Source organism: Mycolicibacter terrae, from assembly GCF_010727125.1.
In the GTDB taxonomy this organism is placed as follows: Bacteria; Actinomycetota; Actinomycetes; order Mycobacteriales; family Mycobacteriaceae; genus Mycobacterium; species Mycobacterium terrae.
Map to the genome: position 1 here is coordinate 1296560 of NZ_AP022564.1, position 22119 is coordinate 1318678.

Annotated in this window: 20 protein-coding genes and 1 tRNA gene; 11 read left to right on the top strand and 10 right to left on the bottom strand. The window is 68.1% G+C overall.

Translation table 11 applies throughout. The annotated features are described in order from the left end of the window. Positions 1-56 precede the first annotated feature (56 nt). Complete coding sequence (locus tag G6N23_RS06275) at positions 57-1367, bottom strand: PPE family protein (protein WP_407938365.1); 1311 nt, start codon at positions 1365-1367, stop codon at positions 57-59. 255 nt (positions 1368-1622) lie between these two features. On the opposite strand from G6N23_RS06275, the gene G6N23_RS06280 reads away from it, so the two are divergent. Beyond that, positions 1623-1991: a DUF488 domain-containing protein gene (locus G6N23_RS06280; RefSeq protein WP_085262024.1), complete on the top strand. Its 369-nt coding sequence runs from the start codon at positions 1623-1625 to the stop codon at positions 1989-1991. 21 nt (positions 1992-2012) lie between these two features. Here the strand turns inward: G6N23_RS06280 and G6N23_RS06285 are convergent, their stop codons facing one another. Further along, positions 2013-2540, bottom strand: coding sequence for a hypothetical protein (locus tag G6N23_RS06285; protein WP_085262025.1), 528 nt, complete (start codon positions 2538-2540; stop codon positions 2013-2015). Positions 2541-2742: 202 nt separating this feature from the next. Between G6N23_RS06285 and G6N23_RS06290 the strand changes: the two genes are divergently transcribed. From G6N23_RS06290 to G6N23_RS06315, 6 genes are all read left to right on the top strand, one after another. Next, positions 2743-4068, top strand: coding sequence for an MFS transporter (locus G6N23_RS06290; RefSeq protein ID WP_109560207.1), 1326 nt, complete (start codon positions 2743-2745; stop codon positions 4066-4068). Next, on the top strand, positions 3950-5500 hold the full coding sequence (locus tag G6N23_RS06295; protein WP_085262026.1) for a PucR family transcriptional regulator: 1551 nt from the start codon (positions 3950-3952) through the stop codon (positions 5498-5500). The genes G6N23_RS06290 and G6N23_RS06295 overlap by 119 nt, the downstream gene beginning before the upstream one ends. 59 nt (positions 5501-5559) lie before the next feature. Beyond that, positions 5560-6816: an NAD(P)/FAD-dependent oxidoreductase gene (locus G6N23_RS06300; RefSeq protein ID WP_085262027.1), complete on the top strand. Its 1257-nt coding sequence runs from the start codon at positions 5560-5562 to the stop codon at positions 6814-6816. Between the two features lie 47 nt (positions 6817-6863). Beyond that, on the top strand, positions 6864-7313 hold the full coding sequence (locus G6N23_RS06305; RefSeq protein ID WP_085262028.1) for a GreA/GreB family elongation factor: 450 nt from the start codon (positions 6864-6866) through the stop codon (positions 7311-7313). Between the two features lie 73 nt (positions 7314-7386). Further along, a tRNA-Ala gene (locus G6N23_RS06310) sits at positions 7387-7459 on the top strand. Positions 7460-7769: 310 nt separating this feature from the next. Further along, a complete protein-coding gene (locus G6N23_RS06315; protein WP_085262029.1) occupies positions 7770-8132 on the top strand; it encodes a hypothetical protein in 363 nt (120 codons plus the stop codon). A gap of 158 nt (positions 8133-8290) precedes the next feature. Here G6N23_RS06315 and G6N23_RS06320 read toward each other — a convergent pair whose 3' ends face one another. The 4 genes from G6N23_RS06320 to G6N23_RS06335 are packed head-to-tail and all read right to left on the bottom strand — an operon-like array spanning position 8291 to position 12187. Then, positions 8291-9256: a D-2-hydroxyacid dehydrogenase family protein gene (locus G6N23_RS06320; RefSeq protein WP_173675033.1), complete on the bottom strand. Its 966-nt coding sequence runs from the start codon at positions 9254-9256 to the stop codon at positions 8291-8293. A 1-nt stretch (position 9257) separates the two neighbouring features. Continuing rightward, complete coding sequence (locus tag G6N23_RS06325; protein ID WP_085262030.1) at positions 9258-10526, bottom strand: amidohydrolase family protein; 1269 nt, start codon at positions 10524-10526, stop codon at positions 9258-9260. An 18-nt stretch (positions 10527-10544) separates the two neighbouring features. Further along, positions 10545-11321: a class II aldolase/adducin family protein gene (locus G6N23_RS06330; RefSeq protein WP_085262031.1), complete on the bottom strand. Its 777-nt coding sequence runs from the start codon at positions 11319-11321 to the stop codon at positions 10545-10547. A gap of 56 nt (positions 11322-11377) precedes the next feature. Next, complete coding sequence (locus G6N23_RS06335) at positions 11378-12187, bottom strand: FadR/GntR family transcriptional regulator (RefSeq protein WP_085262032.1); 810 nt, start codon at positions 12185-12187, stop codon at positions 11378-11380. Positions 12188-12289: 102 nt separating this feature from the next. Here G6N23_RS06335 and G6N23_RS06340 point away from each other — a divergent pair, with 102 nt between their 5' ends. Further along, positions 12290-13135, top strand: coding sequence for an MBL fold metallo-hydrolase (locus G6N23_RS06340; RefSeq protein ID WP_085262033.1), 846 nt, complete (start codon positions 12290-12292; stop codon positions 13133-13135). After that, complete coding sequence (locus tag G6N23_RS06345; protein ID WP_085262034.1) at positions 13132-14388, top strand: cytochrome P450; 1257 nt, start codon at positions 13132-13134, stop codon at positions 14386-14388. Before G6N23_RS06340 ends, G6N23_RS06345 begins: the two co-directional genes overlap by 4 nt. 23 nt (positions 14389-14411) lie before the next feature. On the opposite strand, the gene G6N23_RS06350 is transcribed toward G6N23_RS06345, so the two are convergent. The 4 genes from G6N23_RS06350 to G6N23_RS06365 form a co-directional block, all read right to left on the bottom strand. After that, a complete protein-coding gene (locus G6N23_RS06350) occupies positions 14412-15209 on the bottom strand; it encodes a L,D-transpeptidase (RefSeq protein WP_085262035.1) in 798 nt (265 codons plus the stop codon). A 154-nt stretch (positions 15210-15363) separates the two neighbouring features. Further along, complete coding sequence (gene gjpA, locus G6N23_RS06355) at positions 15364-16350, bottom strand: outer membrane porin GjpA (protein ID WP_085262036.1); 987 nt, start codon at positions 16348-16350, stop codon at positions 15364-15366. 271 nt (positions 16351-16621) lie between these two features. Then, positions 16622-16816, bottom strand: coding sequence for a YbdD/YjiX family protein (locus G6N23_RS06360; protein WP_085262037.1), 195 nt, complete (start codon positions 16814-16816; stop codon positions 16622-16624). Beyond that, positions 16792-19059: a carbon starvation CstA family protein gene (locus G6N23_RS06365; RefSeq protein ID WP_085262038.1), complete on the bottom strand. Its 2268-nt coding sequence runs from the start codon at positions 19057-19059 to the stop codon at positions 16792-16794. Before G6N23_RS06365 ends, G6N23_RS06360 begins: the two co-directional genes overlap by 25 nt. 100 nt (positions 19060-19159) lie before the next feature. On the opposite strand from G6N23_RS06365, the gene G6N23_RS06370 reads away from it, so the two are divergent. Next, positions 19160-19918 carry an SDR family NAD(P)-dependent oxidoreductase gene (locus G6N23_RS06370; protein WP_019736650.1) on the top strand — a complete coding sequence of 253 codons (759 nt, stop codon included), beginning with the start codon at positions 19160-19162 and terminating at the stop codon, positions 19916-19918. Between the two features lie 20 nt (positions 19919-19938). Then, the gene (locus tag G6N23_RS06375) at positions 19939-22104 is read left to right on the top strand and encodes an acyl-CoA dehydrogenase family protein (RefSeq protein ID WP_085262039.1); all 2166 of its coding nucleotides are present in this window, start codon (positions 19939-19941) and stop codon (positions 22102-22104) included. The last annotated feature ends 15 nt before the right edge of the window (positions 22105-22119 follow it).

Sequence of the window (22119 nt, forward strand, 5' to 3'; positions counted from 1 at the left end):
TGCGGCGTCATGGCATCCGGCGGCGGTATCAGTCGGGGACCGTCGTTTCCGGACGGTCAGGTCTCGGGCAGCAACGGCATCACCGGGCCGGCCCCGAACGCGTCGTCGCGCAACCGGACCAGCCCCGTCGAGCGCACCTCGGCTCGGCGCGCTGCTCCGGTGAACCCCAGTGGCCCGGCGCCGGTCTCCGAGGTGGTCAACCCCGGATCGACGGGGGGCTCCGTCGCCTCGGCGTCCAGGGCCATGGTGGCGTCGGCGTATTCCGCCATGGCCACACGCCGGCGCCGCCGTATCCGCGCCGGCGCCCGGGCCGATGGTGTCTTGGCCGCGGTGGCGGCCGCGATGCCGGCGGCCGGTGCGGTGGACTGGTCCCGGTCGATCAGGGTCGGCCCGCTGTCTTCGGCATAGCCCCCGGAGACCAGATAGCCCGATATCTCGGCGCCGCCCACGGGCAGTGCCGGCCCGGTGGTCGCCGGAGTGGCCGGGCTCGCGGGTGCCCCTGCCCCCGCGGCTCCCGCGATGGGGCTGGCGAGGCCGTAGCCCGTCAGGGCGGGCCGGTCGGCGGATACCGGCGCGCGGTGCGCTACTGCGCCGGGCGTGGGCTGCGGCTCGTGCGCCTCGAGCGCCGGCTCGGACTGCGGCTGCATCGAGGCGATGAAGTCGTTGATGGCGGAGATGAACAGCGGCAGGAAGATTGGGATGCGCACCGCAATCGTCACGAGGTGCAGGACATTCAACCAGAAGACGATGTTCCAGAACCAGAACCAGAACCAGAAGTTCGCCTCGTCAAGCGGATCCGTCGGGTCTTCGCCGCCGGGGCTGGTGTCGGCGGCGACTATCGGCGGGGCCGGTTCGATTCCGGGCAGCGACGCCAGTGCCGCACCGGACACCGCCTCATAGGTCGTCATCACGGTGGCGGCCTGAACCCACATGCGGGCGTAGTCGGCCTCGTTGAGCGCGATCGGGATGGTGTTGATGCCGAAGAAATTGGTGGCGGTCAGTACCCCGTGGACAGTGTGGTTCAGCGCCAACTCCGCCAGGGTGGGCATGGCCGCCATGGCGGTGCTGTAGGCGGCCGCCGCGATTTCGTGTTGCGCGGCGGTACGCGCACTGTCGGCACTGGCCCGGGTCAGCCACTGCAGGTACGGCGCATGCGCTGTGTCATAGCGGTCTGCGCTAGGGCCGTTCCACGCCGTCGACCGGGTGGCGCCGAGCACGGTGACAAGTTCGGCGGCGACCGTGGAGTATTCGGCACTCAGCGCCGACCAGGCTCCCGCGGCGCTGAGCAACGCGGCCGGGCCGGGTCCGTTGCTCAGCAGGGCGGAATGCACCTCGGGTGGGGATGCGATCCAGATCGCAGCCATCAGCGTCTACAGCCCCCGGTCATCGGCGCCGGCGAGGAACGCGGCCGACGCGGCCCGCAGATCTCGTGCACTGTCCGTATCACGACACGGAAGTCCGCGAAACGGGACTGGCACATGACGCAAAGATAGCATTGCCTAAGCTAAGTTTGAAGGCGTCACCGGGCGGGGTGACCGAGCCCATTCAGCCCGCCCGGACCGGTTTCGTCGCAGGTCACCTTGGCCGTGGCCGGGTCCCTATTGCCGGCGATAACCTGGGGTATGACTGCGAAAGCCGACATCCGGGTGGCCCGCGTTTACGACGAGCCGCGTCCCGAGGACGGGGATCGGATACTCGTCGACCGGGTATGGCCGCGAGGGTTCCGCAAGGACGATCCGCGGGTGGGCCACTGGTTCAAGGACGCGGCGCCTTCCCGGGAACTCCGCGGTTGGTACGACCACCGGCCGGAGCGCTTCGACGAGTTCGTCACCCGCTACGAAGACGAACTGCGTACCCCGCAGGGCGCTGCCGCGTTCGACGGCCTGCGTGAGCTGACTCGGGGCAAGAAGACCGTCACCCTGGTGACCGCGACCCGGGATCTGGACGGCAGTCAGGCGGCCGTGCTGGCCAGGCTGCTCGGCCGGCACTGAAGCCGGGTCGAGCCCGCAAATCTAGCCGCGGCCCGCGGTGGTGATCAGCATGCCGATCGGGATGCTCACGATCAGCGCCGCGATGAACAGCCGGTAGGCGATCAGCGCCCAGCCGCGTCGTGCAGTGCGCCGCACGACATAGAGCAACCACGCCAACACCACCAACAACACCGCGGCACCGACGTCGAACATCACGATGCGGTCGGTGACGACGCCGAGCACGATCGCCGCACCGGAGACGTTGAACGCCGCTGAGTTGAGCGCCGCCGCGCCCGGTGTCAGTGGCTCGGCCGCCAGCAATGCTTGACCCGCACCCAGCACCAACTGGCCGACACCGAGCACCAGCACCAGGTAGGCGACCGCCCACACACCGTGGCGGGTCGGTGACGGCGCGGCGATGGCCGCCGCCAGCGCACCGCCGGTCACGATCGCGGTGGCGCCGGCCACCACAAACGGTTTGAACGCGGCCCGCTGATCCCATAGCACCAGCACCACCGGCCGCTGCGGCGGCTCGTTCGGACCGGCCACCCGGGCGGCGACGTCGCTCATCGCCGGACCTCGTCGCCGCCTGGACAATTCATCATGATCAAGCCTCCGGGGCTTGAGATTACCGGGGCATGGCATCGACCCGCCGCACCGCGATCCGCGTCGCGTGCAGCGCTGCGCTGCCCGGTCGGCGCAGGTCCGGGCGGAGGCGACAGCGCCCGTTGCCTAAAATCGGCAGGTGACTTCTGATTCCCCGGCCGCCCGCATGCGGTTGCCGCGGGAGGTCTTCGTGTTGCTCGGTGCAAATTTCTTGATTGCACTCGGCTACGGGGTGGTGTCGCCGGTATTGCCGGTCTATGCCCGCCATTTCGGAGTGAGTATCTCCGCGACCACCTTCCTCATCACTGCGTTTGCGCTGATGCGCCTGTGCTTCGCGCCGGTGAGCGGTCTGATGGTTCAGCGGCTGGGGGAACGCCGGGTCTATGTGACCGGCCTGTTGATCGTGTCGGTGTCGACCACCGCATGTGCGTTCGTCCAGACCTACTGGCAGCTGCTCGTGTTCCGCGCGCTCGGTGGCGTCGGGTCGACGATGTTCTTCATCGCCGCGGTGGGCCTGATGATCCGGATCAGCCCGGCGGATGCCCGCGGGCGGGTGGCCGGGATGTTCGCCACCGCGTTCCTGCTGGGCACCGTCGGTGGTCCGGTACTGGGCAGCCTGACCGCCGGTTTCGGTCTCAGCGCGCCGTTCCTGTTCTACGGTTCGGTGCTGCTGGTGGCGGCCACCGGCGTGTTCGTCAGCCTGCGCAACTCGCATCTGGCCGAACCGGCTGACTCGACCGGGCCGACGGTGTCGGTGCGCGCAGCGCTGGGCCATCGCGCCTACCGGTCGGCGCTGTTGTCGAACTTCGCAACCGGCTGGTCGGTGTTCGGCCTGCGGGTGGCGTTGGTGCCGCTGTTCGTCACCGAAGTCTTGGATCGCGGACCGGCCGTCGCGGGTCTGGCGCTGGCCACGATCGGGATCGGCAACGTGTGCGCGGTGTTGCCCAGCGGCCACATGTCCGACCGGATCGGCCGCCGGGGCCCGCTCATCGCCGGGCTCGCGATGTCCGCGGTCGCGACGGTCCTGCTCGGTGCCAGCTCGTCGCTGGCGATGTTCCTGGTCGCGGCGTATCTGGCCGGGCTGGCCTCGGGCATGTACGGGGCGCCGCAGCAGGCCGTCATCGCCGACCTGGTCGGCAACCAGGCCCGGGCCGGTACTGCGGTGGCGACCTATCAGATGATGGCCGACCTCGGGTCGATCGTCGGATCGCTGGTGGTCGGGCAGATCGCCCAACGGCTGTCGTTCGAGTGGGGGTTCATGATCAGCGGCGCTGTGCTGCTGGTGGCGGCCGTCGCCTGGGTGCTGGCACCGGAGACCCGGGCACGCAGCCCGATCGGCGGGATCACAAGCGCGACCTGGCTAGGCTCTGTTGATGGTGACGCTGGACCGGCTGGTCAACGTGGTGGGCAGCTACGGGGTTCACCTGCGGTTCTGTTCCGTCCCGCGGACGACGCAGCTGAGCAGCGTCGTGATGCACGAGGTGAACGGTGAGCGCTCCGTCATCGGCGACGTCCTGCTGGCCGTCGGCGCCCGCTCGGTAAAAGAGGCGGTGCGCTGGGCGGTGGCCGCCAAGGCCGTCGTCGTACTGGTGCGCGACGGCGAGGACAAGAGCGCCTTCGCCGGCGAGGGCGAGTCGCTGGCGGTGCTGGTGGTGGAGCCGGCGGTGTCCTGGAGCGAGCTGGCCGCTGTGGTCTACGGGCTGGTGCTCGAAGGCCGGGAGACCGAATCGGGCCGCGGCCCAACGGATCTGTTCGCGGTCGCCGACAGCCTGGCAGATGCCGTCGGTGGGGCGGTCACCGTCGAGGACCAACTCGGCCGGGTGCTGGCCTACTCGCGCGGCCAGCGGCACGCCGATCCCGCGCGCTCGGCGACGATCCTGAACCGCCAGGAGGACGAGTCGCTGTGGCGGTTGTTCGAAAAGCGCGGCGTGTTCGAGCATCTGGAACACCACGACGAACCACTGTTCGTCGCCGCCGACCCCGAGCACGGCCTGACCGGCCGGATGGTGGTGGCGGTACGCGCCGGCCGCGAGCTGCTGGGAGCGGTGTGGGTGGCCTGCCCGGCCCCGCTGAAAGGGCAACGGCTGACGGCACTGGCCGACGGCGCCCGCACGGTGGCCTTGCACGTACTGCGATCGCGGGCCAGTGCGGATCTGGAACGTCAGGTCGAATCCGAGTGGGTGACCCGGCTGCTGGACGGCCGCACCGACCCGGCCGACGCCGCGGCCCTGGTCGCCCGGTTGGGTCTGCCGCGGGCGCCGCTGCGGGTGATCGTCGTGCACACCCGGATCGCGACCCAACCGCACGCCGGGCTGTTGCTGGCGTTCGAGGCCGTCACCACCGGATTCGGCTGGTCGCGTCCCGGCCGCAGCGCACTGGCCGCCAACACGGTCTACACGGTGCTGCCCGCTCAAGACACGTCGCAGGCCCGGCAATGGGTCAGCGGGCTGCGCTGCGCGCTGCCGCAGGAGGCCACTGTGCTCGCCGGAATCAGTGCGGTCGCCGACGTGGTCGAGCTGGCGGCGGCGCGCCGGGAGGCCGAGGAGTGCCTGGAGCTGCACCAAGCCGCGCCGCCCGACACTGCGCCGCCCGCCTACGACGAGGCCTGGGACGAGATCGTGCTGCGACGGCTCTACACCGCGGCCCGCGCCGGCCGGGTACCGGTGCGTGGGCCGGTCGCCGAGCTGCGCCGCCACGACGCGGCACATGGGACCCCGTACGTGGCCACGCTGCGTGCATGGCTGGACGCCCGGGGCGATCTGGCGCGGGCGGCGGAGCGGCTGGGCGTGCACAAGAACACGATGCGTTACCGGTTGCGCAAGATGGCGGAGGTTACGCCGCTGGGCCTCGACGATGCGCGCACCCGGTTCGCGGCGATGATCGAGCTGGCGGCAGGTGACATGTCGGTTTTCGACAAACTCTGACGTTGTCGTTGTGTGATTCGGTCAAACCCGATTTCCGGTGATCACCGCATCATGGAGTAATGGGTGCGGACAATCGGATCGACGGCGCGCCACGATCGGTGATCGTGGTGGGCGCCGGCATCGTCGGATTGTCGACCGCCTGGTTCCTGCAAGAACGCGGGGTCGAGGTCACCGTCGTCGATCGCGTGGGTGTCGCGGCCGGTTCTTCGTGGGGCAACGCCGGCTGGATCTCCCCGGCACTGGCCATTCCACTCAATGAGCCGGCCAATCTGCGCTTCGGGCTGCGGTCCCTGCTGAGCCGCGCGGCGCCGCTGCAGATCCCGCTCAACGCGGGCCCGGCGCTGTGGAGTTTTTTGGCGCGCTTCGCCGCGAACAGTCGCCCGTCGGCGTGGCGCCGAGCGGTGCGGGCCAACGCGCCCCTGAGCGCCGAATGCATCGAGGTCTACGACGTGCTGGTGGCCAACGGGGTGGACGCTCCGGTGACCGATGCGCCGATCACCGCGATTTTCCGCACCTCGGCCGATGCCGAACGTCTGCTCGACGAGCTGCGGCGGTTCTCCGAGGCCGGCCGGCCGGTGTTCTGCACTGAACTGACCGGTGCGGCGCTGCGGGAGCGGGTGCCGTTGGCGTCGTCGGCGGTCGCGGCCGCGGTGCAGATCGCCGGCCAGCGGTTCCTCGATCCCGGACGGTTCGTGACCGCGCTGGGACGCGCGGTGGTCGAGCGTGGCGCCGCACTGCACACCCTGGACGTCGCCGACGTGGCGCCGGCCGACGACGGTGTGGTGGTGACGGGCCGTGACGGTACGACGTTGACGGCGTCCGCGGCGGTGATCGCCAGCGGCGCCTGGCTGTCGCAGCTGACGGCCCGCTGGGTTCGGGTGCCGGTGCGGGCCGGGCGCGGCTACTCTTTCACGGTTCCGGTCGACGGACCGGTCACCGGCCCGATCTACCTGCCCGACGCCCGGGTGGCCTGCACGCCGCTGAACGCCAAACTGCGGGTCGCCGGCACCATGGAGTTCGGCGATCCGAACGCCCCGATCGTTCCCGCCCGTGTCGAGGCCATCATCGCCGCGACCCGGCCGCTGCTCGACGGCGTGCGCTGGGATGAGCGCAGCGACGTGTGGGTGGGCCCGCGCCCGGTCAGCCCGGATGGGCGCCCCCTGGTGGGGGAGGTGTGTCCGCGCACCGTGTACGTCGCCGGCGGGCACGGAATGTGGGGCCTGACGCACGGCCCCGTGACGGGTCGGCTGCTGGCCGAGCAGATCACCACCGGCAAGCAGTCCTCGGTGTTGCGCGAACTCGACCCGCTCCGCTGAACCTGGTTGATACTCAATCCTGTTGAAGTTTGTAAAGGAGATCGTCGATGGCTGATTCGCAAGGTGTCTGGATGACACAGCAGACCAAGGACCGGTTGCTGGCCGAGCTGGCCGAACTGTCCGAGCCGCACATCGGTTCGAGCAGCGGCGACATCACCGAGCAGCAGGCGCGCCAGGCCCGGATCCACCAGATCCATGACCTGCTGGCGGTCGCGGTCGTCGGTGAGGACCCGCCGGATGACGGTGTGGCCGAACCCGGCATGGTGCTCACGGTCCGCTACGACGACGGGGACACCGAGACCTTCCTGCTGGGGGTGCGCGACGACGACCAGAGCGGGCTGGAGGTCTATTCGCCGCAGTCGCCGCTGGGCAAGGCCATCACCGGGGCGCGCCCCGGCGAGCAGCGCAGTTACCAGGTCCCCAGCGGTGCCAGCGTGACGGTCACCCTGCTCGACGCGGTGCCCTACGGGCTACACCAGACCCAGCATCCGGCCTGAGCGGGTCGCGGAGTGACCAGGTGTTTTGAGCCTGGGTATGGCGGTGGTGTAGCTTCGATGAGCACGACACCGCGGGGCTATGGCGCAGCTGGTAGCGCACCACACTGGCAGTGTGGGGGTCAGGGGTTCGAGTCCCCTTAGCTCCACTCAATTTCGTTGAGTACTCCTTCATTCTGCGTTGACCAGGCAAAAATGCGAGTAGACCGCCTGGTGAGCGCCGATTCAACGTCGCTGATCCGCATCAGTGCGGTAACGAATCAATTTGCGCTCCGAGTTACTTACACCGCTGTGATACGGTTCAATCGCAGTCGAAAACTGCGTGTCCGGGGGGCTGGATACTAACAATCGGAGTTTGCGTTGAAGAGCCTCGGGAGACCCGGTATCGCGATATTCGCCGGTATTGGCTTGTGTGTAAGTGCACTGATTTTCAGTGCCAATGCGGCAGCCGCGCCATCGATGGCGCCGCTGCCGGTGGGTGGGCCGGTGTGCAACGGCGGCCTCACCGCGTTCGTGGGACCGGCGGGCGCCGCGGCGCCGGCTGATGCGACGCTGGTCGACACGACCGCAGTGCTGGCGGGGGCTCCTTGTGGGCCGGCCGCCGCAGACCTGACTACTCTCGCTGCTCCGGTGGTGCCGATGGGGCTTCCCGGGCCGGTGCCACCGATTCCGATCGCCCCGATTCCGGTGGTACCCGGAATGCCTCCACCGGTGCCGTTGGTGGCGCCGGGGCCGGCCGGAGCCGCCGCGGCGAGCCCTATCGTGGGAATGGCCGCAGACGCTATCGGTGCCCCCATCGGCTTGGCCGGCGGTACCAAATAAGCCTCTCGGTAAAGGGCCCGCGACCATCTGGTCGTGGGCCTTTTTCCATGCGTAGAATTTCGGTCACCGACCGGTGCAATACTTTTGTTGAACTGTTATTCCGATGCGACTTCTTTGTTGCAGAACTATGGTAACCAAAGTGGAATAAACCGCCTCGCTCAAATATCCACCAGTCGTCGCGGTGTGCCCGCGCAATACCCCGCAATATCATCAACGATATCCCGGTAGAACCGGTCCATACATTTCTCGGTGACATAGCCCAGGTGCGGTGTCAGCACCGTATTGGGCAGCGTCGTCAAGGGGTGTCCCGCCGGCAGCGGCTCCTCGCCGTAGACGTCCAGCCCCGCACCTCTGATCCGGTTCGCCCGCAGTGCCTCGATCAACGCCGGCTCGTCGATCAGGCCGCCGCGCGAGGTGTTGATCAGGATCGCGCCGGGTTTCATCGCGGCGAGTTCGTCGCGGCCGACGACGCCTCGGGTCGTCTCGGAGAGCACCAGGTGAACTGACACGACATCGGCGGTCTCGAACAGGCTGCGCCGGTCCAGCAGCTCCGCCTGCGCTTCGGCGGCGCGCTCCGCGGTCAGGTTCGGGCTCCATGCGGTCACCCGCATGCCGAAGGCGTGGCCCACCGCGGCGACCCGCCGGCCGATCCGGCCCAGCCCGACCAGTCCCAGCGTCGCCCCGGCCAGATCGGCGCCGACGGTCAGTTGCCAGCGCCCGGCCCGCAGCGCCGCGTCCTCGACGATCAGGTGGCGCTGCAGGGCGTGGATCAGCGCCCAGGTGAGTTCGACGGTCGGGGTGATGATGCCGCCGGTGCCACATACCGTGATGCCGAGCCGGTGGGCGGCCGCTATGTCGATGGCGGCGTTGAACGGTCCGGTGGTGACCAGCAGTTTCAGCGATGGCAATCGGCCCAGCAGATCGGCGTCGATCGGGGTGCGCTCCCGCATCGCCACCACGACCTCGCGATCGGCCAGCCGGGCGACGAGGTCGTCGGCGGGTGCGATGTGCTCGCGCAGCGCCCGCAGGTCGACTGGTCGCGGGATGGCCGACCAGTCCACGGTTTCGGCGATGCCCTGGTAGTCGTCGAGTACCGCGATACGCAGCGGCGCGGACGTGTCCACCTCAGAACGCGTCCGGATCGCGTTGGACCGCCTCGGGTACCGGATGCTGATACAGCCGAGCGGCGTTCTCCCAGGTGAACTTCCGGACCACCTCCGGGGGAAGATCGCCGATCTGCTCGTGGATGACGCGCTGAGTGTGCGGCCAGGTCGAGTCGCAGTGCGGGTAGTCGGCCTCGAGCATGATGTGGTCGGTGCCGATGCGCTCATGCTGGCAGAACGACGACTGGTCTTCGACGGCGCAGAACCAGAAGTTGCGCTGAAGCACTTCGGCCGGCGAGAGGGTCTCGCCGAGCGCTTTCCACGTCCCGTACATCTCGTGATAGCTCAGCATGTGGTCAAGGCGGTCCAACAACCCTGCGACCCAGCCGATCCCGCCCTCGGACAGGCAGATTTTCAGCTCGGGGAACCGGCTGGGAAGCCCGGAGTACAGCCAGTCCACCGCGGCCGAGATGGCGTAGGCGAAGAACAGCACGCCCGCCACGTCGGGCGGTGCGTCGTCGGTGGTGGACGGCGCCGAACCGGACGATCCGATGTGTAGGTTGACCACAGTGCCGGTCTCGGCGCACGCGGCGATGAACGGATCCCAATGGCCGGAGTGAATGGTCGGCAAGCCCAGCATGGCCGGATTCTCACTGAAAGTGACAGCGTGAAAACCTCTTTCGGCGTTCTGGTAGATCATCGTCGCGGCCAGTTTCGGGTCCAGCAGCCACGGCAGCTGACAACCGATGATGCGGTCGGGGTAGGAGCCGGCCCACACTTCGTGGTGCCAGTCGTTCCAGGCCCGCACCGATGCCAGCGCGAGGTCGCGGTCCTTGGTGGTCAGTGCAAGCCGCTGCCCGGCGAAGCCCGGGAGGAACGACGGGAAGTTCAGTGAGGCGTAGACGCCGTTGAGGTCCATGTCTTTGACGCGTTCGTGGATGTCCCAGGCGCCGCGCCGCATCTCGTCGAACCGGGCGGGTTCGAAACCGTACTCCGCCACCGGCCGGCCGACGACGGCGTTGAACCCGACGTTCGGCAGCGACTGGCCGTCGTAGATCCAGGTCTGGCCGCCGTTTTCGGTCTCTACCACCTTGGGCGCCCGGTCGGCGAGTTTGCGCGGGACGCGGCCCGCGAAGGTGTCGGGGGGTTCGACGATGTGATCGTCGACCGAGATCACCGTGTAGCGACGCTGTGCGCGTGGTGGTTCGGGCAGGAAGGTCACGGTGCGCTCGGCGCCGACTTTGGCGGTGGTGAAGTTCGGGTCGGAGCTGAGTTCATCGATCGATTTCACCCGGGGCCTCGATTCTGCTCAGTCCAGCACGTGGGGGTCGGCCTTGATGGTCATCCGCGCGGCGCCGGCCCAGTACACGTCGGCGGCGCGCTCGATCAACGACGCCTGCATGCCGGCCATGTCGGAGCGCTTCATCGGCGCGGGGGTCCGGCCGGTCAGCATGACGTGGTAGGCCAGCTTGCAGACCCGTTCGATGGTCGCCGACCGATAGACCGCCTCGGCCAGCGTGCGTCCGGTGGCGATCACCCCGTGCGACGCCAGGATGGCCAGGTTCGCATCGCCGATGCGCTGGGCCAGGTCTCGAGCGCGGGTGGCGCTGTCGATCTCGCCGTCGTAACTGTCGACGAAGCACAGGTCGTCGAGGAACAACGAGCCGGTCTGGTGGACCAGCTCGGGCAGCGTCTGCAGGGACGCCAGCAGGCTGACGTAGTAGGGGTGATTGTGGATGACCACCCGGGCGTCGGAGCGGGCCCGATGCAACTCGGTATGGATATGAATGGCCGGGGTGACATCCCAGCGGCCCCGGGTGACGCGGGCGTCCTCATCGACGGTGCAGATGTCGGAGGCGGTGAGTTCGGCCCACCACAATCCCCACGGATTGACCAGCATCTCCGCCCGGCCGTCGGGCTGCCAGGTGATGTGCCCCGCCATGTTCTCGGCGAAGCCGATGTCGGCGAGGTGACGAAACGCCACGGCAAGCGCCTGGGAGTCGCTCAGCTCGACTCCGATCGGCGGAACCACCGAGGGCGACCAGACCGCCGCCCCGCCGGCACGCACCGATTCATGCGTGCTCATGCCTCACCCGTCTCCGGCCCGGTCATGACCAAATCATATGAAAATAAGGTGGAACGTCAATGCCGGTCGCGGGCGGCTCGGTCATCTCCGTTGCGCGACCCGCGGGCGCCACCCGGCCGGATCATCGCGGGATCGACCACTCCCGACCATCCGGGGTAGCGCTGGGCGTGCACCAGGTGTGCCGCCGCCAGGTCTCGCGCCCGCTGGGCGTCGCCGACGTCGATCGCGTCGATCACCTGGCGGTGATCTTCCAAAACGGCGCGGCGTTCGGACACCGGCACCGTGGAGTGGTCGGTGACCTGCGCGGACCAACTTTGCTCGTGAGCCGACCACAGGGTTTCGAGTGCACCGGCCATGACGAGCATGGTGGCGTTGCCGCAGTGGGTGACGAGGGCCTCGTGGTAGCGCCGGCTGGCTGAGGTCGCTTGGGGGAGGTCGTCGACGGATGCTATCGATTCCTCGTGCAGTCGCCGCAGAATCGGCACCACCGTGCTTTTGCGGTCCGGGCGCCCCGCGCACAGCGCCGCGCACGCCGGCTCCACCTGAAGCAGCGCGGTGCCGACATCGGCGAGGCTCACCTGTTGGGAGCCCAACACCAGTCCCATCGTGTAGGCGACATTTGCTGGGCTGGGGCGATGTATGACAGCGCCGCCATGTTTGCCGCGTCGCACGGTCAACAGCCCCTCGGCTTCCAGGATCCGCATGGCTTCGCGCAGCGACGGCTTGCTGATGGCGAACTCGACGAGCAGTTCGTCCTCTTTGGGCAGCACCTCATCATCGGTGAGCTGGCCGGCCAGAATACGTCGGCGGAGTTCGTCGGCGACCTGTTCGGCGAGCCGCCGGAATCGGACGGGGGGTCCTGCCACGGGTCGAGTGTGCCAGATCAACCGCAGTTCACGTCCCCCGATGGAGCATTGAATCCAAATGATTTGTGTCATACGATCGCCGTGCGAGAGGGGACCACGGGCGTGCAGCACTGGACTGTCGGCGAAGTTCGGATCCACGCGGTGCTGCAGGCGGTCATCCCGATTCCGCCCTCGCGGCTGTTCGCCAACGCACCCAACAGATTTCCGGCGAATCTGGGGCCGGACTACCTCGACGCGTCGGGCAACATCCTGATGGCGATCCAGTCCTACCTGATCGAGTCCGCGGCGGCACGCGTACTTGTCGACACCTGCTTCGGCGAGAGCTTCCTGCGGATCAGGCAGATACCGGATTGCTTCGAGGAGTCATTGGCCGCCACGGGATTTCGCCCCGACGACATCACCGCGGTGGTGTGCACCCATCTGCACCGTGACCACGCGGGTCGCAATACGGTCGAGCGGGCCGGGCAGTGGGTGCCGACGTTTTCCAACGCTGACTATCTGGTGACCGCGGCCGAGCACGAACACTGGTGCGATTTCACCGGTGAGGACCGGGTGGCGCCGGAATGCGTCGCGCCGTTGCAACACCTCGGCAAGCTGCGGCTGATCGACCCGGATCACCGCGTGACCGACGGCGTCCGGCTGGTGCCGACCGCCGGCCACACCCCGGGCCACGTCTCGGTACGCATCGAATCCGCCGGCGCGGTCGCCTACATCAGCGGCGACGTCGTGCACCATCCGATCCAGATCTCCCACCCCGAGACCGCCGCGCTGCCCGACGCGGACGCGAGCGCGGCCCGGGCAAGCCGGCTGCGGCTGTTGCGCCGGGTCGCGGACGAGCGGGCGCTGCTGCTCGGGTCGCATTTCGCCGCCCCGTCGGCCGGCTACGTCCACAACGTCGATCAAGGTATGGCCTGGCAACCGCTGGTAGAGCGAGAGGGAGCACGATGACCGAGACACAGCGCCTGCTGCCTGAGGGCTTCGATTTCACCGACCCCGCCCTCATCGCCGAGCGGATCCCGCACGAGGAGTTCGCACTTCTGCGCAAAACCGAACCCATCTGGTGGAACGACCAGCCGTTCGGCATCTCCGGCTACCCCGACGAGGGCTATTGGGTTGTCACCAAACACGCTGATGTGCGCGCGGTGTCTTTGAACGACGAGGTCTTCTCCTCGCACGAGAACACCTCGCTGATCCGGACGAACACCACCAGCAACCAAGACCTTCACGACGCCAGCCGCGACAACATCATGCTGTTCCTCGACGGACCCAAGCACGCCAAGCTGCGCCGGATCGTCTCCCGCGGATTCACCCCTCGCGTCGTCGGCGGTATGCGGGATTCACTCGACCGCCAGGCCCGCGAGATCGTTGCCGCCGCCGCCGAGCACAACACCGGCGACTTCGTCACCGAAGTCGCCTCCCAGCTGCCATTGGCGACCATCTGTGAACTGATCGGTGTGCCCGCAGATGAGCGCCAGCAGGTCTTCGACTGGAGTAACCGGCTGGTCGGCGGCGGCAACGGCGACCCGGACGCCGCAGCCGATGGGATGCAGGCCTCCGCCGAACTTCTGGGCTACGCCTACCAGCTGGCCGAAGACCGGAAGAGTCGGCCGCGGGAGGACATCGCGACGGCGCTGGTCACCGCGGAAATCGACGGAGAAGCGCTGAACGCGCTGGAGTTCGGCTACTACGTGATGATGCTGATGGTGGCCGGCAATGAGACCACCCGTAACGCCACCTCGCAGGGGATGCTGGCGTTTTTCGACCATCCCGACCAATGGCGGCTGTTCGTGGCAGAACGCCCACCGACCACGGTCGACGAGGTGGTCCGCTGGGCGACGCCGGTGATCTCCTTCCAGCGCACGGCGCTGCGCGATATCGAACTCGGTGGGGTGCAGATCACCAGCGGGCAGCGGGTCGGGATGTTCTACGGCTCGGCCAACTACGACGAAGAGGTTTTCGACGACCCGTTCACGTTCGACATCCTGCGAAGCCCCAACCCGCACTTGGGCTTCGGGGCTCCGGGTGCGCACTACTGCATCGGCGCGAATCTCGCCCGCATGCAGATCAACCTGATCTTCGGCGCGTTGGCGGACATCATGCCCGACATTCACCAGCTAGACCGGCCATCGCGATCCGTGCTGCCCTGGATCAACGGGATCGACGCGATGCCGGTGGAATTCGGCGCCGCGCCGACGTCTTAGGGGTCGTCCGCGAGCGCGGCGCGCTATTCCTTGATGATCACCGGGTCGCCGATGTTGACCCGGTCGAAATACCATTCCGCGTCGGTGGGGCTCAGGCCGACGCAGCCGTGGCTGACGTTCTCCAGACCCAGTGAGTGCAGCGCCCAGGGCGCGGCGTGGACGTAGAGCCCGCGCCGAGAGATGCGCACAGCCTGCTCGACATCGAAGCGGTAGCCCTCGGGGTCGTCGATCGGGATGCCGACGCTACTGGAGTCCATCAGGACCTTCCGCTCCTTGGCCAGCACGGTGTAGTTGCCTGTCGGCGTGGGGAAGTCAGACTTGCCCATGGTGGCGGGCATGACGCCGTCCTCGCCCCAGTGCGGGCGGTGGTGCGGTGCCGGCAGGGGGCCGGCCTCCTCGTCGTCGACGGTTACGGTGAAGGTGTGTGAGGAGATGCTGGCCACACCCACCACCTTTGCTCCCGTGGCGAAGTCGGCGGAGAGCTTGCCCACCGACAGCGCCACGGTGCTGTGGGCCGGCCAGTAGTGGTCGGGAACCCAGTGCACCTCGGTGTCGTCGACCCACTCGAAGGTTCCGGTCATGGCCGGGGTCGACCGCACCGCGATGGTGCGCTCGGCGGCGCGGCGGTCGAGCACCGGCGCGGCAAACGTCACCACCACCGGGTGCGCTACGCCGACGAGGGCGCCCGACGCCGGCTGGATCGATGCGACACCGCCGCCGGGTGGTTGGCTGGCGGCCGCCGAACTGGTGACCGGCGGGGCCACCACGGTGGTGACGGCGACCCCGACAACGACAATTGCAGAGCGCACCGATGTCCACATCTTCGGCTCACCTTCCCGAACAAGCAACTTGGGTTATGCCGTTGATGGTAGGGAGATTCGGGCCGCCAACCTCCGCGCACATGCCCAGAATTCGGTCAAGGCTTCATCAAGGTTTGGTCACGGGCGCACCACGGCCTCACCCACGTCACCCACGTCAAAACATCAGGGAGCCCAGCTCATCGAGCGGGTTACCCGAACCGTCCCAGCCGATCGACTGGGCGATTATCTGGGACAGCTCAGCCATGGCGGCAAGGGGTCCCACTCCGACGCCGGCGATGTCGAGCTCGCCGAGGCCCGGCACGTTACTGATGTCGAGACCGATGGCGTTGAAGATCGAGCCGCCGACGCCGTCGTCGAGAGCACCCGTCGTGCCCGGACTGAAGAGTCCGCCCAAGGCCAGGGTCAGCGAGTCGATGCTGGCGCCATCCGGCAACGGCAGGATGTTGGCTTGTTCTATCGCCGGCAGCAATGCGGTGAGATCGACGGTGGTGCCGTTCAAGTAGGCATCGACGACCTTGGCCGGAATATTGATCAGGTCTTGGAAGGCGGTGGTGGGGTCGGTGCCGAAATCGTCCACCGCTGCCTGAACGCTGTTGGCCAACGCCACTATTGGGCTGATCAGCGGGCCCAGCTCGCCGATGAGGAGTCCACTGGCCGGTGAAGACAACAGGTCGATGAGTGCCGGCATCGGCTCGTCCGGGGCCGGAAAATCAGACGGCTCTGCGCCGACCAGTCCCAATTGCAGATCATGGTGCGCCGCATCGAGGGTCTGCGCTGACAGCATATTGATGAAGTCCAGGTCATCTTCATCCTGGTCTGGGTCGATGAAGGTGCCCGCGAGCACCGCGAACAAGAAGTTGACCCCGACATCTTGCAGGTACGTCTGTGGATCTGCGCCGAGCTCGCCCAGCTGGTTGACGATGATCTGTTGCAACGTCGCCGCTGGGGCGTCGAGGAAGAACTGAGCGACCGCGGTGGCGTTCGCGGATGCGGCGTTGAAGGCGTCGGCAAACGGGCCGAAGGGATCGAAATCAGCCATCAGCTGCACCGCCCGGGACGCGACGTCGGGCGCGGCAACAGCCGCGGGCGCTACGGCCGCGATACCGGCCCCGGTTAGGGCCGTGGTGATGCTGATCCACACGGGGGCTACAGTTTTCATACAGTCTCCTTCGGTAAACAGACTTGCGGAATGGATGATCAAATAAGGTTAGGCTAACCATATATAAATCTCGGTCGAAGTCAATGCCCGGCCTCGCCGAACGATCGGTGATGGAACCATCGGCGATCGTGATCATCGAGATGTGGGCGCACCGGCGCGGCGCCAGAGCTGTGGCTGGCGCATGTGCGGCCGGCAGTGCTCACATGAAGTGGAACCCGCTTGGCACCCAGTCGATCCCGTCGAATACGTCGTTTCAGCAGCAACGCGCGCCGGGGTCGGCGTCATAACGCCGCCGCCAGTAGTCCCGCTCGGAGAGCACTGGTTCGCCGGGATGAGCCCGCCGGCGGTATTCCAGGTAACGGCGATAGTGGTTGTCGCCCAGCAAAGTAGCCCAGTACCAGCCGAAATGGCGGGCCGCCCGGACTAGCCCGGCTGCCGGGCGTCCCACTGCGCCTGAACCTCTCGCTCGACCGCCGACGCGACCAGCCCGGCGGGTGCGAAACGCCGCGACAATACCGGCACCGCTTCGGTGGTCGGCGCTGACCCGCGAATCGCCTTGAGCGAGACCACGAGTCCGGTTACGAACACCACCGCGACCAGGCTGGCGAACACGATCGACAGGCTGCCCTGGATGAAGGTGTTGCGGACGACGTCGTGTAATTGCTGCGCGTCGGCCGCCGACCCGAATGAGGTCTTTCCGGACCGCTCGGCGGCCCGGTAGGCGAAGTGCTGCGTCCAGTAGCCCACCCGCGGATCGCCGGAGAAGATCTTCTGCCACGACGCCGTCATGGTGACCGCGAGATCCCACAACAGCGGAATGCCCGGGACCAGTGCCCACTTGAGGCCCGAGGTGCGCCGGCCCCGTTTGATCACGATCACCGTCACCACGGTCAGCGCGATCGCGGCCAGCAACTGGTTCGCGATACCGAACAGCGGGTAGAGGGTGTTGATACCGCCGAGCGGATCGGTCACCCCCATCAACAGGATCGAACCCCATCCGGCCACCACCGCCACGCTGCACGCCCAGGCTCCGAGACGCCATCCCGGGTTGGCCAGCCTGCGCAGCGGTCCGCCAAGGTTGCTCAGCGCATCAGACAACATGAAGCGGGCCACCCGGGTGCCTGCATCGACGGTGGTGAGGATGAACAGCGCCTCGAACATGATCGCGAAGTGATACCAGAACGCTTTGAGGCCCGGCCCGCCGAAAACCCTTCCCAGCACGTCGGCCATTCCCAGCGCCAGGGTCGGCGCCCCGCCGGTGCGTGACACGATCGACTGCTCGCCGACGGCGGCGGCGGCCTCGCTGATCTGATCGCCGGTCACCGGCGGGCCGCCGAGGCCGAGCCCGTTGACATAGTCGGCGGCGCTTGAGGCGGTGCCGCCGGTCGAGGCGACCGGAGCATTGAGGGTGAAAAACAGGTGCTGGTCCAGAATCGACGCGGTGATCAAGGCCATCACCGCCACGAAGGACTCGGTGAGCATGCCGCCGTAGCCGATCAGCCGCATCTGGCTCTCTTTTTCCAGCAGCTTGGGCGTGGTGCCCGAGGCGATCAACGAATGGAATCCCGACAGCGCCCCGCATGCGATCGTGATGAACAGAAACGGGAACAGCGAGCCGGCGAACACCGGCCCGTCGCCGGTGTGGGCGAACGCCGAGACAGCGGGAGCGGCCATCACCGGCTGGGCGATCAGGATCCCGACGGCCAGCAGCACGATGGTGCCGACCTTCATGAACGTCGACAGATAGTCGCGCGGCGCCAGCAGCAACCACACCGGCAGCACCGAGGCGGCGAAGCCGTAGCCGATGATGCACCACGACAGCGTCACCGGAGACAAGGTGAACCACGCGACCCCCCAAGATGTTTCGGCAACCCACCGGCCGGATGCGACGGCGCCCAGCAATGCGATGATGCCGATCAGGGACACTTCTGAAACCCGGCCGGGCCGCAGGTAGCGCAGATAGATCCCCATGAACAGCGCGATCGGGATCGTCATCGCGATGGAGAACACCCCCCACGGGCTGACCGCCAGCGCCCGCACCACGATCAGTGCCAGCACCGCGATCAGGATCACCATGATCACCAGCACCCCGATGATCGCGGCGGCACCGCCGACGGCGCCGAGTTCCTCGCGGGCCATCTGCCCCAGCGATCGGCCACGGCGCCGGGTAGAGCACCACAGCACCAGGTAGTCCTGCACGCAGCCGGCCACCACCGCGCCGATCACGATCCAGATCGTGCCCGGCAGGTAGCCCATCTGCGTGGCCAGCACCGGGCCCACCAGCGGGCCGGCGCCGGCGATCGCGGCGAAATGGTGGCCGAACAACACCCGCCGGTCGGTCGGCAGGTAGTCGGTGCCGTCCTCGAAGATCTCCGCGGGAGTCGCATGCTCGTCGCGTGGCTGTACGATCTTGCGCTCGATAAGCCTTGCATAGCAGCGGAATCCGATGATATACGTGCACAGCGCAGCCACCACGAACCACACCGCGTTCACCGACTCGCCGCGGGCGAAGGCGATCAGTGCCCAGGCCACCGCGCCGACGAGCGCGAGCGCGCCGAACACCAGTTTGTGCCGGGCCGAGACGGGGGAGTGGTCGACCACGGCTACCGGCGGCAGGCCGGGGTCGGTCTGGAGGTAGGTCACCGGGCCGTCTCGTCGCTCGATCACCTCCGGCGCGGTCGGTGCGGCCACTGTTACCTCCTTGAGGCCTGCCGGTGCCCGAGTGGTGGTGGGTTCCGAGCGGAACGATAACTTGTTCGGTGATAGTCAAGTACTTGCTAAAGGAGTTCGCATGGAGATCAGTGGCAAGAAGGTCGTCGTCGTCGGTGGCGCCTCGGGGATGGGCCGGGCTACCGCGGAGCTGTTGGCGTCGCGCGGCGCCAGCGTGGCGGTGCTGGACCGGGAGGGTTCGGAGGGCAAAGAGGTGGCGGCCGGGTTCGGCGGGGAGTTCTACCCGGTTGACGTCACCGACTTCGCCGGCACCGAGGAGGTGCTCAAGAACGCGGTTGAGGCCCTGGGTGGCCTGCACGTCATCGTGACCACCGCCGGCGGCGGGATCGCCAAGCGCACGCTGTCCAAGTCCGGGCCGCACGACCTAGAATCGTTCCAGTCCGTCGTCGACCTCAACCTCGTCGGCACGTTCAACATCAGTCGGCTCGCCGCGGCGCACATGAGCGTCAACGAGCCCGAAGACGAGGAGCGCGGCGTCATCATCAACACCGCGTCGATCGCGGCGTTCGAGGGGCAGATCGGCCAGGTCGCCTACACCGCCGCCAAGGCGGGCATCGCCGGCATGTGCCTGACCATGGCCCGGGACCTCGGATCGGTGGGCGTCCGGGTGCTGGCGATCGCCCCCAGCCTGTTCGCCACCGGGCTGACCAAGGGCATCCCAGACGAGTTCGCCAGCGCCCTGACCAAGGATGCGGCGTTCCCCAAGCGGCTCGGGCGCCCGGAGGAGTATGCCAAGCTGGTTGCCGCCATCGTCGACAACCCGATGCTCAACGGGCAGTGCCTGCGGCTCGACGCCGGGCAGCGGTTCGCACCCAAGTAAATACAATCCAGGAGGCCTCAATGGGCATCGCAGTAACCGACGACCATCGCGAACTGGCCGAGGTGGCCCGCGGGTTCCTGACCGCCCAGAAGGCCCGCGCGGCGGCGCGTGCGCTGCTGGACGCCGCAGATGAAGGCAGGCCACCGTTCTGGGACGAACTGGCCGCACTGGGCTGGCTGGGCCTGCATGTCGGCGAGGAGTACGGCGGCTCGGGTTTCGGGCTGCCCGAGCTGGTGGTGGTGATCGAGGAGCTGGGCCGGGCGGTGGCGCCGGGGCCGTTCGTTCCGACCGTCATCGCCTCGGCGGTGATCGCCGCCGCCGGCGCCGGCGACCAGCAGGCCCGCCTGCTTCCCGGACTGATCGACGGTTCCGTCACCGCCGGCGTGGGTCTGGCCGGTGATGTCGTCTTGGACGGTGGCGTGGCCTCCGGGGACGCCGGGGTGGTGCTGGGCGCGGGCCTGGCCGATGTGCTGCTGGTGGCAGCCGGCGAAGATGTGCTGGTGCTCGAGCGGGACCGGGCCGGGGTCAGCGTCGATGTGCCGGGCAACCTCGACCCGACCCGCCGGTCCGGTCGGGTGACGCTGACCGGTGTCGGGGTGAGCGCCGACGACATCCTGGTCGGCGCCCGCGAGTCGGCGCTGGCGCGCGCCCGGGTGCTGTTGGCCGCCGAGGCGGTGGGCGGCGCGGCCGACTGCACCGATGCTGCCGTCGAGTACGCCAAGGTGCGCGAGCAGTTCGGCCGGACCATCGCCACCTTCCAGGCCATCAAGCACCATTGCGCCAACATGCTGGTCGGCGCCGAGTCGGCCACCGCCGCGGTGTGGGATGCCGCGCGCGCCGACGGGGAAGACGAGTTCGCCTTCCGGTTGGCCGCCGCGGTGGCCGCCACGCTGGCGTTCCCCGCCTACGTGCGCAACGCCGAGCTCAACATCCAGGTGCACGGCGGTATCGGCTACACCTGGGAACACGACGCCCACCTGCAGCTGCGCCGCGCCCTGACGGTGCAGGCGCTGTTCGGCGGCGACGCACCGGCCCAGGCCGTCTTCGAGAGCGCTGCGGCCGGCATCACCCGGGCCAACAGCCTGGACCTGCCGCCCGAGGCCGAGGAACTGCGTACGCAGATCCGCGCCGACGCCGCGGAGATCGCCGCGCTGGGTGGCGACGACCAGCTGGACCGGCTGATCGCGACCGGCTACGTGATGCCGCACTGGCCCAAGCCGTGGGGCCGGGCCGCCGACGCGGTCGAGCAGTTGGTGATCGAGCAGGAGTTCAGTGCCGCCGGTGTCCAGCGGCCCGATTACTCGATCACCGGCTGGGTGATCCTGACGCTGATCCAGCAGGGCACCGACTGGCAGATCGAGAGGTTCGTGGAGAAGGCACTGCGTCAGGAGGAGATCTGGTGCCAGCTGTTCTCCGAGCCCGACGCGGGCTCGGATGCCGCCGCGGTCAAGACCAAGGCGACCCGGGTCGAGGGCGGCTGGAAGATCAACGGCCAGAAGGTGTGGACCTCCGGTGCGCATCTGTGCCGGCGCGGCCTGGCTACCGTGCGTACCGATTTCGAGGTGCCCAAGCACGCCGGCATCACCATGGTGATCATCGACATGAAGGCGCCCGGGGTGCAGGTGCGACCGTTGCGTCAGATCACCGGTGGTTCGGAGTTCAACGAGGTCTTCTTCAACGATGTATTCGTGCCCGACGAGGACGTCGTCGGCGAGGTCAACGAAGGCTGGAAGGTGGCCCGGGCCACCCTGGGCAATGAGCGGGTCAGCATCGGTGGGGGCGGCTCCTTCACCGCCGGGATCGACCAGCAGCTGATCGCGCTGGCCCAGCGGGGCAGGCAGTCGGTGGCCGATGCTGCGGTGCGGATCGGCCGGTTCGTCGCCGACGAGCACGCATTGCGGCTGCTGAACCTGCGCCGGGTGGCACGCAGCATCGCCGGCGCCGGCCCAGGGCCGGAGGGTAACGTCACCAAACTCAGGCTCGCCGAGCACATGGGCGACGGCGCGGCGATCGGGGCGGCGCTGCTGGGTCCCGACGTCGCCCTGGACGACGGGCCGGGTGCGCTGGCCGGCCGGATGGTGATGGGGGCGCGCGGTATCGCGATCGCCGGCGGTACTTCGGAGGTGACGCGTAACCAGATCGCCGAGCGGATTCTGGGGATGCCTCGCGATCCGCTGATCAAGTAGCGTCTCCTACGCGCG